The sequence below is a fragment of the Pinirhizobacter sp. genome (assembly GCF_036499745.1).
Lineage (GTDB): Bacteria > Pseudomonadota > Gammaproteobacteria > Xanthomonadales > Rhodanobacteraceae > Pinirhizobacter.
The window spans coordinates 1-13,533 of the sequence record NZ_DASYDG010000041.1 but is presented as its reverse complement, the minus strand read 5'-3'; the positions used below and the strand labels follow the sequence as shown (position 1 = coordinate 13,533).

Sequence of the window (13,533 nt, the reverse complement as noted above, 5' to 3'; positions counted from 1 at the left end):
AATGGGCGGATCGTGGATCAGGCGGTGGCGGCAATCGCGTCAGGCAACGCCACGCGGCCACGCAACGAGTTGGACATCGCCTCGGTGATGGTGACGTCCACGAAGGTCCCGATCATGCGGGCATCGCCGGGGAAATTCACGTAGCGCATGTTCTCGGTGCGGCCGGACAGCTCGCGTGGGTCCCTGCGGCTGGGCTTTTCCACCAGCACCCGCTGCACCGAGCCGACCATGGCCTGGTTAATGCGGTTGGCGTTGGCGGTGACGGCAGCCTGCAGGCGGGTGAGCCGCGCGTGCTTAACGTCCATCGGCGTGTCGTCGGCAAGGTTCGCCGCCGGCGTGCCCGGACGGGAGGAGAAGATGAAGGAGAAGCTTTGGTCGAAGCCGACGTCGCTGATCAGCTTCATGGTTTTTTCGAAATCGTCGTCCGTTTCGCCGGGGAAACCCACGATGAAGTCCGACGACACGCAGATGTCCGGGCGCACGGCGCGGAGCTTGCGGATCTTCTGCTTGAATTCGATCGCGGTGTAGCCGCGCTTCATGGCCGACAGGATGCGGTCGGACCCCGCCTGCACGGGAAGGTGCAGGTAGTTGGCCAGCTGCGGTACCGAAGCATAGGCCTCGATCAGGGAGTCGGAGAACTCCAGCGGGTGTGAGGTGGTGAAGCGGATGCGGCCAATGCCTTCGATGCCGGCGATGGCATGGATCAGTACCGCAAGGTCGGCTTCGCCACCGTCGAACGTGGGGCCGCGGTAGGCGTTGACGTTCTGGCCCAGCAGGTTTACCTCGCGCACGCCCTGGGCGGCCAGTTGGGCCACTTCCACCAGTACGTCGTCGAAGGGCCGGCTGATTTCCTCGCCGCGGGTATAGGGCACCACGCAGTACGAGCAGTACTTCGAGCAGCCTTCCATGATCGAGACGAATGCGGTGGGCCCTTCGGCGCGGGGCTCCGGCAGGCGGTCGAATTTCTCGATCTCGGGAAAGCTGATGTCCACCTGCGGCTTGCCGGTGCGGCGGCGGGCGTCGATGAGTTCGGGCAGGCGGTGCAGGGTCTGCGGGCCGAACACCAGGTCGACATAGGGTGCGCGCGAGACGATGGCTGCACCTTCCTGCGAAGCCACGCAACCGCCGACGCCGATCACCACGCCTTCCTTATGTTGTTTGTAGCCCTTCCAGCGGCCGAGCTGGCTGAAGACCTTTTCCTGGGCTTTCTCGCGGATCGAGCAGGTGTTGACCAGGATCACATCGGCCTCGGTTTCATCGAGGGTGAGTTCCAGGCCGTGCGAAGCCTTGAGCACGTCGGCCATCTTGGCCGAGTCGTACTCGTTCATCTGGCAGCCGTGGGTCTTGATGAAAAGCTTGCCGCTCATGGAGTTGCCGCGGTGGGTGGGTCGGTCATTTTACCCGCTATGGCGCCCGGCGTGGGGTGACAACTCGAAGCGCTCCGGCCAAACTTGCGCCATGACGCATCGTGGCCGCCTGACCATCCTCCTGGCCCTGGCGGCCCTTTGGCTCGCCAGCCCCGTGTGTGCGGCCACCCTTTACCGCTGCACCGGCGCCTCCGGCGAGACCGTCTTCGCCAGCTCCACGGCGGGATATAAGAACTGCAAGAAGCTCGATATCCCGGTGTCCGTACCCTCGCGCCATGGCCCAGTGAACGCAAGGCCCGTGGCCCAGGGCGTCTCGCCGGCCTCCACGCCAAAGGTCGATCCGGGCCAGAAGGTGGTGGCCGCTCCCCAGGTGGTGGCCCCGAAGAGCCACTGGGACTACCAGGAAACCAAAGAACCCCTGCCGATCGCCGAAGAGCCGCCCCAGCCGAAGGCGGCGAAGGTGCTGCGCGGCTCAGTGTATCGGGTGACCCGTGCCGATGGCACGGTGGAATACACCAATGTGGCCCCGGCGGGTACGAAGGGCAGCGCGGTCACCATGCTCTTCAGCTACATCGCCACATGCGTGGCCTGCGACCTGCATTCGAAGATCAATTTCGAGACGGTGGCTCTGAACCTGGGCGCCTATGCCGAGGTGATCCGCCTGGCCAGCGCCGAATTTGGCGTGGATCAGGCCCTGTTGCGGGCGGTGATCCATGCCGAAAGCGGGTACAACCCGCGCGCATTGTCGATCAAGGGCGCCCAGGGCCTGATGCAGTTGATGCCCGGGACGGGCCGCGACATGGGCGTGGCCGATGCCTTCGACGCCGAACAGAATATCCGGGGCGGTGCGCGATACCTTGCGATCCTGCTGCGCGCCTTCAACGGCAATGAGCGCCTGGCGGCTGCGGCCTACAACGCGGGACAGCGCTCGGTGGAGAAGTACAACGGGGTGCCCCCCTACGCCGAGACCCAGGTCTATGTCGAGCGCGTGGGTATCCTCCGCCGCCGCTACGGCGCCGCCGTGCGGGCGGGTGCACCGCTGGCCTTGCGGGCTAACGCTGCGGAGTGATCGCCGGCGAGGCGCCCTGGGCATTGGCTGCCGGCTGCACCGGAATTGGCGGACGCTGCACCATCTTCACCGGTGCAGTGAACGGTATGCCGTTACGCAATCCTGAGACATTCACCGTGCTGCCCGGCGCCTGCATGGCCTCGCGGCGGCGCAGGTCGTTGGGGTCGACGATGCCCGTGTCGCCGAAACGCAGCAGCACGTCGCGGGGCTGGATGCCCGCGTTCGCAGCGGGGCCGCCGGGGTAGACATCGTTCACCATCACGCCGCGCGCGGCCGAAGGCAGGCCGCTGTCCGCCGAGACGGCAACGGCGCCGTAGTCGGCGCCCATCCAGCCGCGGGTGACGTGGCCGGTGGCGATGATCTGGTCCAGCACCTGCTTGGCGCTGGCCACCGGGATGGCAAAACCAATGCCCTCGGCACCCACCGCCTGGCCGATCAGCGCTGTGTTGATGCCCACCAGCTCGCCATAGGCATTGACCAGCGCACCGCCGGAATTGCCCAGGTTGATGGCCGCATCGGTCTGGATGAAGATTTCCGGGCTGGAGAGGTTCAACTGTCTGCCCATGGCGCTGATGATGCCCATGGTCACCGTCTGGCCGATGCCGAAGGGGTTGCCGATGGCCAGCACCACATCGCCCACACGTTGCTTATGGGCCGGGGCGGCAAGGGGAATTTCTGGCAGGCTCCCGGCTTCGATCTTCAGCACCGCCAGGTCTGTTTCGTCGTCCGAGCCCACCACGCGTGCCTTGAACACCCTGCCGTCGTAGAGCAGTACCTGGATGTCGTAGGCGCTGGCGATCACATGATTGTTGGTCAAAACATAACCATCCGGCGAGACGATCACCCCGGATCCCAGATTCTGCTCGCGGCGTTTGGTAACCGGCCCGGTGGGCACGCGCAGGATGCGCTGCATCACCGGATCAGCAAAAACTTGTGAGGGCTGTTCGCTCACCAGGCGGTTGGCATAGATGTTCACCACCGCCGGCGCGGCGCGGCTGACGGCGTCTGCGTAGCTGGCAGGGCCTGACGCAACCGGTGGCGTGGCCACGGTCGACGGCGCGGCTGGCGAGGGCCCGAAGCCCAGACGCTCCCGCAGGACCTGACCGGTGCCGGGCCAGACCAGGCCGATGGTAAAGGCAACCGCCAACCCCAACACGACGAACTGGGCGATGAAGGCGATGCCGCGGGCGGCCGGTTTCATGGGTAGAGCGGGTCCTTCGGACGGTCGTCGGATGGGCGGCCAATCGGTGCCGATACGGGGATTGACCACGGACCGGACGCATCAGTGTAAGTCAACGCGTTCAGTTTTATTGTGTGCCCCCGGACCAAACGCTACACTAACGCGATTTTTGCGGGTGGTGAAAACCCGCATCTCAATGGCATATGTTCCGGAGAGCCTGATGGCGAACGAAGTCGTCGATCACGGCCGACGCCGTTTCCTCACCATCACCACGGCAGTGGTGGGTGGTGTGGGAGTGGTGGCGGCGGTCGTGCCCTTCATTAAATCCTGGGAGCCGAGCGCCCGCGCGAAAGCCGCCGGTGCACCGGTTACCGCCGACATCTCGAAGATCGAGCCAGGGCAGAAGGTAACTTTTGCCTGGCGTAGCCAACCGGTATTCGTGGTTAACCGCACCAAGGAACAGCTTGCCGCGCTTCCCTCGCTCGACGTCCGCCTGACGGATCCGAAGTCCGAGGTGACCGACCAGCAGCCGAAGTACGCGCAGAACGCCACCCGTTCCATCAAGCCCGAGTGGCTGGTGGTGGTGGGCCTTTGCACGCACTTAGGTTGCGTGCCTGACTTCGAACCGGTGATGAAGCCCGAGCCGTTCGACCCGAACTGGAAGGGTGGCTTCTACTGCCCCTGCCATAAGTCACGATACGACCTGGCCGGCCGCGTTTTCCAGGGCGTTCCCGCCCCGAAGAACCTGCCGGTGCCGCCGTACCACTTCGTGGACGACAACACGATCCAGATTGGCGTCGACCCGAAGGGGGCTGGCTAATGGCTAATGTATTCACCCGCATGGGCGATTGGGTCAACGAGCGCGCGCCGAACCTGGCGCCGACGTACCGCAAGCACATGACGGAGTACTACGCACCGAAGAATTTCAATCTTTGGTACTACTTCGGCTCGCTCGCGCTGCTGGTGCTGGTCAACCAGATCGTCACCGGCATCTTCCTCACCATGAACTACAAGACCAGCGCCCTGGAGGCGTTCAATTCGGTCGAGTACATCATGCGCGATGTGGAGTGGGGCTGGCTCATTCGTTATATGCACTCCACCGGCGCCTCGCTGTTCTTCATCGTGGTGTTCCTGCACATGTTCCGCGGCCTGATGTACGGCTCGTACAAGAAGCCGCGCGAACTGGTGTGGCTGCTGGGCATGCTGATCTTCCTGGTGCTGATGGCCGAGGCCTTCATGGGCTACGTGCTGCCGTGGGGCAACATGTCGTTCTGGGGCGCCAAGGTGATCATCTCGCTGTTCGGCACCCTTCCTTACGTGGGCCACGCCCTGGTGGAATGGATCATGGGCGACTTCCTGCCCGCCGATGCCACTCTCAACCGCTTCTTCGCCCTGCACGTGATCGCCTTGCCGATCGTGCTTCTGTTGCTGGTGGTGCTGCACCTGGCCGCCCTGCATGAAGTAGGTTCGAACAATCCCGACGGCGTGGATGTCAAGCACGGTCCCAAGGGCAACCGCTGGGATGCAGGCAAGCCCACCGATGCCATCCCCTTCCACCCGTACTACACGGTGAAGGATCTGGTCGGCGTCGGCTTCTTCCTGATGATCGCGGCATTCATCATCTTCTTCGCGCCCACCTTCGGCGGCTGGTTCTTAGAGCACGACAACTTCATCCCGGCCAACAACCTGGTCACGCCCACGCACATCAAGCCGGTGTGGTACTTCACGCCGTTCTACGCGATCCTGCGCATGATCCCGTCGATGTTCGGCACGGCCGTGTGGGGCGTGCTGGCCATGTTCGCCGCCATCGTGCTGCTGTTCCTGGTGCCGTGGATTGATCGCGGCCAGGTGCGTTCCATCCGCTACCGCGGCGCGGGCTTCAAGGTGTTGCTGTTCGGCTTCGTCCTGTCGTTCGTCGCGCTGGGCGCGGTCGGTGCGGGTGTCATCGCCGAGATCATGCCTTCGTGGGAAATCTTCTTCGGCCGGGTCTGGACCATCGTCTACTTCGGGTTCTTCCTTGGGCTGTGGGCTTACACGCATTTCGGCTGGGAGAAGACCAAGCCGGTTCCGGAACGGGTGACGACGCATGACTAAGCGGTATTTCTCCACCATCGCACTCGCCTTCGGCCTCTTCGTCGGCGGTACGTCCGCTGTCATGGCCGAGGAAGGCCCGGAGATGCCGGCCGCCGGTGCCAACGTGAACGACACCGCCTCGCTGCAGCGCGGCGCCAAGTTGTTCTTCAATTACTGCGTAGGCTGCCACTCGCTCAAATACGTGCGCTACTCGCGCATTGCCGAGGACCTCGGGCTCTCCGAGCAGGATGTGATGGACAACCTCAATTTCACCGGCGCTAAGTTCGGTGAAACGGTGGTCTCGCACATGCCGGAGGATTCCGCCAAGGAGTGGTTCGGCAAGGCACCGCCGGATCTTTCCCTGGAAGTGCGCGCCAAGGGCCAGGACTGGGTATTCAATTACCTCAACTCCTTCTACCTTGACCCGTCCCGCCCGGTGGGCTGGAACAACACCATCTTCGCCAACGCCTCGATGCCGAACCCGCTATGGGAACTGCAGGGTGTGCAGGTGGCGATCAAGGGTAAGCCCGATGCCCAGGGCGAGGCCGCGGTCGAGAAACTGGAACTGGCCCAGCCCGGTCGCATGACCCCGGAGCAGTTCAAGGGTGCCACCCGCGACCTCACCGCCTTCCTGGAATACGCGGCCGAGCCCGCGGCGCTCCAGCGGCAGTCGATGGGCGTATGGGTGATCCTGTTCCTGGCCGGTTTCACCTTCCTGGCGTATATGCTCAAGCATGAGTACTGGAAGGACGTCCACTAAGGGCGCAAGGGCGGCGCAAGCCGCCCTTCTTCATAGGGTAGGCTAAGCCGGCATTTCCCAGGGGAGGAGAGCAAGGTTATGGTGCAAAACGCCCGTTCGCGGACCGTACTCGCGCTCTACACCACCGCCGAGGACGTCCAGTGTCACCGTACGCGCCTCGTGCTTGCCGCCAAGGGCGTCAGCTACGAACGCGTGATGGTCGACCCGGAGAAACCGCCGGCCGACCTCGTCGACCTCAATCCCTATGGCACCTTGCCGACCCTGGTCGATCGCGACCTCACGCTCTACGACACCTCTGTGGTGTGCGAGTACCTCGACGAGCGCTACCCGCACCCGCCGCTGATGCCGATCGACCCGCTGTCCCGGGCCCGCCTGCGTCTGGCCTCGGTGCGCATCGAGCGCGACTGGCTACCCGAGATCAACGTGATCCGTGCCGGCGGCAAGCCCGCCGAGGCCGCCCGCAAGCGGCTGCGCGAGCACCTGCTCGAGGCGCTGCCGCTGTTCAAGGCCTCGCGTTTCTTCCTGAATCCGGAAATGAGCCTTGCCGATTGCCTGGTGGCGCCGGTGGTCTGGCGCCTGTCCATGCTTGGGATTGACCTGGGCAAGGACGGCAAGCCGATCATCGATTACGGCGAACGGCTATTCCACACCCAGGGGTTTGCTCGTAGCCTGACGCCTGAAGAAAAAGCGATGCGCGAACTGTAATGACTGAAACCAGCGAACCCACCGGCATGACTTCCAATCGCCCGTACCTGTTACGTGCGATCTACGACTGGATCAGCGACAACGGGCTTACCCCCTATGTGCTGGTCGATGCTGGCCAGGCCGGGGTGAAAGTGCCCAGCCATGTGATCAAGAACGGCCAGGTGGTGCTTAATCTGGCCATGCGAGCCGTGGCCAATCTCGACCTCGGCAACGATGTCATCAGCTTCCAGGCACGTTTTTCCGGCGTGAGCCAGTCGATCAGCATCCCGGTGGCGGCGGTGCTGGCGCTGTACGCGCAGGAGAACGGCCAGGGCATGATGTTCCCGGCCGACGAAAATGCCTCGGTGGCGGGCGAGGGTGGTGGTGGCAACGACGCCGACGGCGACTCCGAGCCGCCGCCGTCCGACGACCGTCCCAAGCGCGGCGCGCCGCACCTGAGGGTGGTGAAGTAACTTCTTACGAAGGATCTTTCGGCTTTGGCCGGAACGGGATGACGTTGTCGGTACTGCCCTCGGCAATGCGCCTGGGCGTGACCGGTGGCCGCCGGGGGCCATAGACGGCTTCGGGGTAATCGGGCTCGGCAGACGCCAGGGCCGATACATCCCGCTCGGGTATCACCAGCCGGGCTACCCGGCGTCCCCGCATCCAGATCTGGCCCCGCTGCCGTGTGCGGCCGTCCAGGCTCACTTCGAAGCCATAGCGCACTTCCACGCCCAACTGGCCGTCATGCCGGTACAGGCGAAGGGCCGATAGCGCCACGCTCTGGTCCAGCAACTGCACGTCGCGCTCGCTGCACAACCGCGATGCCTGCGCCACGGCGCGCTCCCGCGCAGCGGTCAGCCCGATCCATGAGGCCACCAGGCCGCATAGCGCAAGCATGACGAAAAGGTCGGTAAGCGAAAGCATGGAAGCAGTGTGTGGCCGCCGGGCCCCACTCGCAAGCGCTTAAGGGCTAATCCAGCTGAAGTCGCAGCGAAAGGTCGATCGCCCGCACGTGTTTGGTCAGGGCGCCACTGGAAATGAAGTCGACGCCCGTGGCGGCGATCCGCGCCAGCGAGGCGATCTCCACATTGCCCGATACCTCCAGGGGTACGCGGCCATCGGCCATGCGTACCGCTTCGAGAAGGTTCTCGTGGGTGAAGTTGTCCACCAGGATGCGGTCGACGCCGGCGTCGATGGCCTGGCGCAGTTCATCGAGCGTCTCCACCTCCACTTCCAGCAGCAGCCGAGGATGCATGGTGCGACCGGCGCTGACGGCGCGGTCGATGCCGCCGGCGGCCATGATGTGGTTTTCCTTCACCAGGATGGCGTCGAACAGGCCCACCCGGTGATTGGTACCGCCGCCGCAAAGCACGGCGTACTTCTGTGCCATGCGCAGGCCCGGGAGTGTCTTGCGTGTGTCCAGGATGCGCGTGCGGGTGCCGGCGACTTCCGCCACGAAGCGGGCGGTGGTGGTGGCCGTACCCGAAAGCAGCTGCAGAAAATTCAGCGCCGAACGCTCGGCCGTTACCAGGGCACGGGCGCTGCCGTGAAGCATGCAGACCACCTGGCCGGCGGCAAGGCGATCGCCGTCGGCCGCGTGCCAGTGGATCACCGCGTGCGGGTCAAGATGACGGAAACAGGCGTCGAACCAGTCCTGTCCGGCAAGGACAGCGTCTTCGCGGCAGGTCAGCACCGCGCTGGCCGTAGCATCGCGGGGAAGGAGGTCGGCGGTGACGTCGCCGCCGCCGATGTCCTCGGCCAGGGCGCGCGCCACATCGGCGTCCACGCGAATGGGATCCGGCCGCGCCAGCGGCGCAGCCGGGGAAGGCGGTGTGGTCATGGAGTATCGGAACCTGGCTGGCGCAGCTTCTCGACGATGGCGTCCATCGCCCGGTCGAACAGCAATGCGGATTCGAGTACCGTGGCGCGGCCGTTGGCGAGCGCGGCAGCCAACGACACCTGGCTGTGGTCGGCCACTTTCAGGCCACGGCGGTTGACGAACAGGTAGCGGCCGCTGATCGGGCTGATCCACGACAGCTTGGCGCGCTCGCTGTTGTCGTCTTGGTCGGCGAAGGCCACCCACTGGCCTACGCGCAACTCCGCGGCCTGGGCCAGGAAGTTGTCGGCGATGGCATCGTCGTCGATGCCCAGGTCGTGGTCTTCGGGTTCGAGCAGTTCCGGTTCGACGATGGCCTGGATGGAATCGGGGATCGGCAGTGGCGCGGCCGGGGTATCCGGCGACGGCGCCCGTACTTCGCCCAGCTGCTGGCGGTAGAACTCCTGCAGCTGCGTCATCAGTTGTTCGGTGTCCGCTTCCTGGAACGCCACCGCAGTCAGGCCCCGGCGCAGGTTGCGCTCGATGAAGGGCAGGCGGTTACGCAGCAGCTGGCGTGTGGTGGCATCGGACATCGGCTGCACGGTGGCGATGAAATCATCGACGAAGCGAAGGGCCTCGCGAAATTCGGGAGACTCATCACCCTGGCGCAGCAGGGTCAGCACCAGATAGTTGGCCCAGGCCCGCGTGAGCACCCCATGCGCCAGCGCCGGCAGGTGCCGCTGGCCGATGCGGTCGACGATCTCGCGTGCGGCGCGGCGGCGCGCCTGCTCGAGTTTCTCGCGGCCACGGGTGGATTCGGCCACGCGCTGCTCGGCAAGCTCAGCGCGCTTGCGGCCGACGTCCAGGAACTCCTGCAACTCGCCCGATAACCGGTCGAAGATGTGCATGTCGTCGTCGAAGTCCTGCAGCAGACGATCGACGATGGATTTGACCTTGTCGTACAGGCGGTGGTCGCGGTCGGCATCCAGCGACCAGCCCTTGCCGGCATCGGCCAGCGCGTCAAGCAGGCGACGCGCCGGATGGTTGCGATGGGCGAACATGCGCCGGTCGATCAACGCAACCTTCAGGTAAGGAATCTGCAGGCGAGCCAGCAGCACCTGCATCTCGGCCGGGAGGTTGCGGTCTTCGAGGATGAACTCGAAAAGCATGCCGACCAGATCAATGGTGTCCTCGTCCATGCTGGCCACGTGCGTGGACGGTTGGCCACGCAACTGGCCCAGCTGCAGCAGCAGCTGTTCCTTCAGGTGGCCAACTTCTGCATTGCTCTCGGCAGGGCTGAGCGGCAGGCCTTGCGTGGTCCCGGCAATCTGGCTCTGCAGCAGGGTGAGTGCGCCCAGCAGTTCCGCCGGGCTCGGTGGTGGCCCCGCCGGGCCGGCTGCGTAGTGGCTGCCTGCCGCGCCCCCGCCAGCCTGGCCGCCGTGGCCCACCGCGCCGCGCCGGGCGCTGAAAAGCGACTGCAGGGTAAGCATGATGTCGGCGGTGTAGTCGCCGGGGGCGCCTTCCTCGGCTGCGTATTCGGCGGGCAGGGGCGTGCCGTCGGTCGAAACGCGCGGGCTCGCGCCGTCGGTCCGGCGTCCGGGAAGTTCATGGCGCAGCTGCGGCAACACGCCGGCATTGGCCAGCTCGTTGTTGACCTCGTCGTAGAGCTCATCCAGGCCCGACAGCACGTAGCGGTCGAACAGCTTGTAGATGATCAGCTTCACCCGGACATCCACGCCCAGCTCGCGCACGGCCTGGCGGAAGGCCTGCGACAGCGCACCAGGGCCGATGGGATTGTTTGCATCGTCGGTGCGGGTGCCACCACAGATCACTGAAAGGCGCTGGTTCACCGCGAACAACGCGCGCGCCATGCGGGTTTCGTTCTTGCCCACCATGCTGGTGATGGCAAGTGATTCCTCAAGCTCACTTTCGCCAACGAGCGAAAGCTCAGGGGTCATGAAGGCGTTGCGCTCGGCGTTGTCCGGTTCGCTGCGGGCACGGCCGGCGGAGAAATCGGCGAAGTCGCGGGTGGTCTGGCCAAGGAAACTGCGCTCCACCAGCGCCCGCTTCTTGCGCACCTCGCGCATGCCGTCGAAATACTGGGTTTGCGCCGCATTGCTCTCGGCCTTCTCGGCGAGGTCGAACAGGGCGTCGTCGACATTCTCGAACATGTTGCTGGCCAGCGCGTGCAGCTTCTGCGTGGCAATACCGCGTACGGCGATCAGGAGGTCTCCCACCCGGCTTTCTCGCGGGTCGAGCCGCGCGCCCAGATCCACCACATTGGAAGGCTCTTTGGCGTTACTCATCGCCGCACCTGGATTCACTTGGGAAGCCCCCGCTCCGAACGGCAAGTTTGCCGGAAAGCAGGTTTTGATTTGTGACCCCTATCACGGACGGGCTGTTCAAGGGTTTGCCGGCCACTCGTTGAACTGGACGGTACCAATACCTTGTTCGGGAAGCATGACGGGAATGCCATCGTCCACCCGATAAACCACCTTGCCGTCGGTAGTAACCAGGCCTTCGTCCACATGCTGGGAGACTTTCTCGCCCGCCACGTTTTGCACCTGGCCTTTCTCGATGCCGGCGTTGAGCATCTCCAGTTCACCCGCTTTGAGGGTTCGCAACGGGCGCTTGCTGACGGGGCAGCAGAGGATGTCGAGCAGACGCTTGTCCATGGGATGGGGCCATGCCTAATGCCGGGAATGCGCTTACAATAACGCTTTTTTGGATATCCAGGCGATGACTCCAGCGGCTTCGGCGCCCCGCGTGGGCGTGGTAATGGGCTCGTCTTCCGATTGGGAGACCATGGAGCACGCCTGCAACATCCTGACGGACCTGGGCATCGGGCACGAGGTCCGCGTGGTCTCGGCGCACCGCACGCCGGACCTCCTTTTCTCCTACGCCGATGAAGCGGTGGGCCGCGGTCTGCAGGTGATCATCGCCGGCGCAGGCGGTGCGGCCCACTTGCCGGGCATGCTGGCCGCCAAGACACGCCTGCCCGTATTTGGTGTGCCGGTGCAGTCCAAGGCCCTCAATGGCATGGATTCCCTGCTGTCCATCGCGCAGATGCCCGCCGGCATCCCGGTAGGCACGCTGGCCATCGGCCGCGCCGGCGCCTGCAATGCCGGCCTCCTGGCCGCTGCCGTGCTGGCCCTGCACGATCCGGCGGTGGCCCGCGCCCTGGACGAATTCCGCGCCCGTCAGACGGCCGCGGTACTCGACAAGCCGGACCCCCGCCCATGAGCCGCCGCCAGCCTGTGCTTGGCATCCTGGGTGGCGGCCAGCTGGCCCGCATGCTCACCCTGGCCGCCGCACCCCTGGGCGTACGCACCTATGTGGTGGATGGCGCGGCCGATGCGTGCGCCGGGCAGGTTGGCCCGCTACTGGTGGCCGACTACGGCGACGCCCAGGCCCTGGCGGGCTTCGCCGGCTCCGTGGACGTGGTCACCTTCGATTTCGAGAACGTTCCGGCCGAAGCCGCCGCCGGGCTGGCGTCGCGCGTGCCGGTGTACCCGGCGCCCCAGGCCCTGGCCGCGACCCAGGACCGCCTGGCCGAGAAAACCCTGTTTCGCGAGTGCGGCCTGGACACCCCCGATTTCCATCCCGTGGACACCCGGGCCGACCTCGATCTGGCGATCAGCCGCATCGGCACCCCGGCGATCCTGAAAACACGCCGTCTGGGCTACGATGGCAAGGGCCAGTTCCGGCTGCGCAGTTCCGACGATGCCGACGCCGCGTGGGCCGCGCTAGGCCGCCAGGCCGAAGCCCATGGACTGATCCTCGAAGCCTTCGTGCCCTTCGACCGGGAGTTGTCGGTACTGGCCGTGCGAGGTCGCGACGGCGACTTCCGCACCTGGCCGCTCACCCGCAACTGGCACACTGACGGCGTGCTTGCGCTCAGCCTGGCCCCAGCGCCGAACATTCCCTCGAACCTGCAGGTCGATGCCGTGCGCCACGCGCGCACCCTGGCCGAGCGCCTCGATTACGTCGGCGTCTTCGCCCTGGAACTGTTCGTGCGCGGCGGCAAGCTGCTCGGCAACGAAATGGCACCACGCGTGCACAACTCAGGGCACTGGACCATCGAAGGCGCCCACACCAGCCAGTTCGAAAATCACGTGCGCGCGGTACTCGGCATGCCCCTGGGCGACACCGGCGTCCGCGGCCCCTGCGTGATGTTCAATTTCATCGGCGAACTACCCGATCCCTCACCGGTACTCAAGGCTACCGATGCGCACTGGCACGACTACGGCAAGCAGCCGCGCATCGGCCGCAAGGTGGGCCACGCCACGGTGTGCGCGAAGGACACCGACACCTTGCGTTCGCGGGTCGCATCGCTCGCCGAAGCCCTAGGCCGGCAAGAGCAGGCGCGACCAGCCGTTGACGCACTCGGGTAAAAGCGCGTGGCGGCTTCGGGGGGAGGCGTCGGGTGGCATTTTCTTCACTAAGTCCTCGTCCGGCTTCGCCGTCCTGCGGAAGCGTTCCGAAAACGCCACCCGACGCCTCCCTCCGGACGCTACGGTGGGTTGTTGGGACAGCGGGCGGCGTTTGCTTTGCACTCAGGGGTCGGAGGGGAGTCGGGGG

At 65.3% G+C, this 13,533-nt stretch carries 14 protein-coding genes; 8 read left to right on the top strand and 6 right to left on the bottom strand.

Annotation, left to right across the window (positions count from 1 at the left end; genetic code table 11):
• Positions 1 to 17: 17 nt before the first annotated feature.
• Positions 18 to 1,367 (bottom strand): tRNA (N6-isopentenyl adenosine(37)-C2)-methylthiotransferase MiaB, encoded by a 1,350-nt coding sequence (gene miaB / locus VGM61_RS14450; RefSeq protein ID WP_331523532.1) that lies wholly within the window; start codon positions 1,365 to 1,367, stop codon positions 18 to 20.
• A 91-nt stretch (positions 1,368 to 1,458) separates the two neighbouring features.
• On the opposite strand from miaB, the gene VGM61_RS14445 reads away from it, so the two are divergent.
• Positions 1,459 to 2,436 carry a lytic transglycosylase domain-containing protein gene (locus tag VGM61_RS14445; RefSeq protein WP_331523531.1) on the top strand — a complete coding sequence of 326 codons (978 nt, stop codon included), beginning with the start codon at positions 1,459 to 1,461 and terminating at the stop codon, positions 2,434 to 2,436.
• Here VGM61_RS14445 and VGM61_RS14440 read toward each other — a convergent pair.
• Complete coding sequence (locus tag VGM61_RS14440; protein WP_331523530.1) at positions 2,420 to 3,637, bottom strand: S1C family serine protease; 1,218 nt, start codon at positions 3,635 to 3,637, stop codon at positions 2,420 to 2,422. The two genes, VGM61_RS14445 and VGM61_RS14440, sit on opposite strands and share 17 nt — an antisense overlap.
• 199 nt (positions 3,638 to 3,836) lie before the next feature.
• Here VGM61_RS14440 and petA point away from each other — a divergent pair, with 199 nt between their 5' ends.
• The 5 genes from petA to VGM61_RS14415 all read left to right on the top strand — a co-directional run bounded on the left by petA (position 3,837) and on the right by VGM61_RS14415 (position 7,606).
• Positions 3,837 to 4,436, top strand: a complete 600-nt coding sequence (gene petA / locus VGM61_RS14435; RefSeq protein ID WP_331523529.1) for a ubiquinol-cytochrome c reductase iron-sulfur subunit — start codon at positions 3,837 to 3,839, stop codon at positions 4,434 to 4,436.
• The gene (locus VGM61_RS14430) at positions 4,436 to 5,710 is read left to right on the top strand and encodes a cytochrome bc complex cytochrome b subunit (protein WP_331523528.1); all 1,275 of its coding nucleotides are present in this window, start codon (positions 4,436 to 4,438) and stop codon (positions 5,708 to 5,710) included. Before petA ends, VGM61_RS14430 begins: the two co-directional genes overlap by 1 nt.
• Positions 5,703 to 6,449, top strand: a complete 747-nt coding sequence (locus VGM61_RS14425; protein WP_414694883.1) for a cytochrome c1 — start codon at positions 5,703 to 5,705, stop codon at positions 6,447 to 6,449. The genes VGM61_RS14430 and VGM61_RS14425 overlap by 8 nt, the downstream gene beginning before the upstream one ends.
• Before the next feature lie 78 nt (positions 6,450 to 6,527).
• Positions 6,528 to 7,154, top strand: a complete 627-nt coding sequence (locus VGM61_RS14420) for a glutathione S-transferase N-terminal domain-containing protein (protein WP_331523527.1) — start codon at positions 6,528 to 6,530, stop codon at positions 7,152 to 7,154.
• A gap of 26 nt (positions 7,155 to 7,180) precedes the next feature.
• Positions 7,181 to 7,606 (top strand): ClpXP protease specificity-enhancing factor, encoded by a 426-nt coding sequence (locus VGM61_RS14415; RefSeq protein WP_331523583.1) that lies wholly within the window; start codon positions 7,181 to 7,183, stop codon positions 7,604 to 7,606.
• Positions 7,607 to 7,610: 4 nt separating this feature from the next.
• Here VGM61_RS14415 and VGM61_RS14410 read toward each other — a convergent pair whose 3' ends face one another.
• The 4 genes from VGM61_RS14410 to VGM61_RS14395 form a co-directional block, all read right to left on the bottom strand.
• Entirely contained in the window at positions 7,611 to 8,060 is a 450-nt protein-coding gene (locus tag VGM61_RS14410) for a DUF3301 domain-containing protein (RefSeq protein WP_331523525.1), read from the bottom strand.
• Between the two features lie 46 nt (positions 8,061 to 8,106).
• Positions 8,107 to 8,976 carry a carboxylating nicotinate-nucleotide diphosphorylase gene (gene nadC, locus VGM61_RS14405; protein ID WP_331523524.1) on the bottom strand — a complete coding sequence of 290 codons (870 nt, stop codon included), beginning with the start codon at positions 8,974 to 8,976 and terminating at the stop codon, positions 8,107 to 8,109.
• Positions 8,973 to 11,258 (bottom strand): DUF1631 domain-containing protein, encoded by a 2,286-nt coding sequence (locus tag VGM61_RS14400; RefSeq protein ID WP_331523523.1) that lies wholly within the window; start codon positions 11,256 to 11,258, stop codon positions 8,973 to 8,975. The genes nadC and VGM61_RS14400 overlap by 4 nt, the downstream gene beginning before the upstream one ends.
• A gap of 96 nt (positions 11,259 to 11,354) precedes the next feature.
• Positions 11,355 to 11,627: a Trm112 family protein gene (locus tag VGM61_RS14395; RefSeq protein WP_331523521.1), complete on the bottom strand. Its 273-nt coding sequence runs from the start codon at positions 11,625 to 11,627 to the stop codon at positions 11,355 to 11,357.
• Between the two features lie 64 nt (positions 11,628 to 11,691).
• Here VGM61_RS14395 and purE point away from each other — a divergent pair, with 64 nt between their 5' ends.
• Together purE and VGM61_RS14385 are read left to right on the top strand one after the other, a co-directional pair.
• A complete protein-coding gene (gene purE / locus VGM61_RS14390; protein ID WP_331523520.1) occupies positions 11,692 to 12,195 on the top strand; it encodes a 5-(carboxyamino)imidazole ribonucleotide mutase in 504 nt (167 codons plus the stop codon).
• Complete coding sequence (locus tag VGM61_RS14385) at positions 12,192 to 13,346, top strand: 5-(carboxyamino)imidazole ribonucleotide synthase (RefSeq protein ID WP_331523519.1); 1,155 nt, start codon at positions 12,192 to 12,194, stop codon at positions 13,344 to 13,346. The genes purE and VGM61_RS14385 overlap by 4 nt, the downstream gene beginning before the upstream one ends.
• Positions 13,347 to 13,533 lie beyond the last annotated feature (187 nt).

Bases quoted from the DNA above. Each gene is read 5' to 3' on its own strand.
- VGM61_RS14440 (WP_331523530.1), bottom strand. From the start codon at position 3,637: ATGAAACCGGCCGCCCGCGGCATCGCCTTCATCGCCCAGTTCGTCGTG.
- VGM61_RS14410 (WP_331523525.1), bottom strand. From the start codon at position 8,060: ATGCTTTCGCTTACCGACCTTTTCGTCATGCTTGCGCTATGCGGCCTG.
- VGM61_RS14415 (WP_331523583.1), top strand. From the start codon at position 7,181: ATGACTTCCAATCGCCCGTACCTGTTACGTGCGATCTACGACTGGATC.
- nadC (WP_331523524.1), bottom strand. From the start codon at position 8,976: ATGACCACACCGCCTTCCCCGGCTGCGCCGCTGGCGCGGCCGGATCCC.
- VGM61_RS14430 (WP_331523528.1), top strand. From the start codon at position 4,436: ATGGCTAATGTATTCACCCGCATGGGCGATTGGGTCAACGAGCGCGCG.
- petA (WP_331523529.1), top strand. From the start codon at position 3,837: ATGGCGAACGAAGTCGTCGATCACGGCCGACGCCGTTTCCTCACCATC.
- VGM61_RS14425 (WP_414694883.1), top strand. From the start codon at position 5,703: ATGACTAAGCGGTATTTCTCCACCATCGCACTCGCCTTCGGCCTCTTC.
- purE (WP_331523520.1), top strand. From the start codon at position 11,692: ATGACTCCAGCGGCTTCGGCGCCCCGCGTGGGCGTGGTAATGGGCTCG.
- VGM61_RS14445 (WP_331523531.1), top strand. From the start codon at position 1,459: ATGACGCATCGTGGCCGCCTGACCATCCTCCTGGCCCTGGCGGCCCTT.
- VGM61_RS14395 (WP_331523521.1), bottom strand. From the start codon at position 11,627: ATGGACAAGCGTCTGCTCGACATCCTCTGCTGCCCCGTCAGCAAGCGC.
- VGM61_RS14420 (WP_331523527.1), top strand. From the start codon at position 6,528: ATGGTGCAAAACGCCCGTTCGCGGACCGTACTCGCGCTCTACACCACC.
- VGM61_RS14385 (WP_331523519.1), top strand. From the start codon at position 12,192: ATGAGCCGCCGCCAGCCTGTGCTTGGCATCCTGGGTGGCGGCCAGCTG.
- miaB (WP_331523532.1), bottom strand. From the start codon at position 1,367: ATGAGCGGCAAGCTTTTCATCAAGACCCACGGCTGCCAGATGAACGAG.
- VGM61_RS14400 (WP_331523523.1), bottom strand. From the start codon at position 11,258: ATGAGTAACGCCAAAGAGCCTTCCAATGTGGTGGATCTGGGCGCGCGG.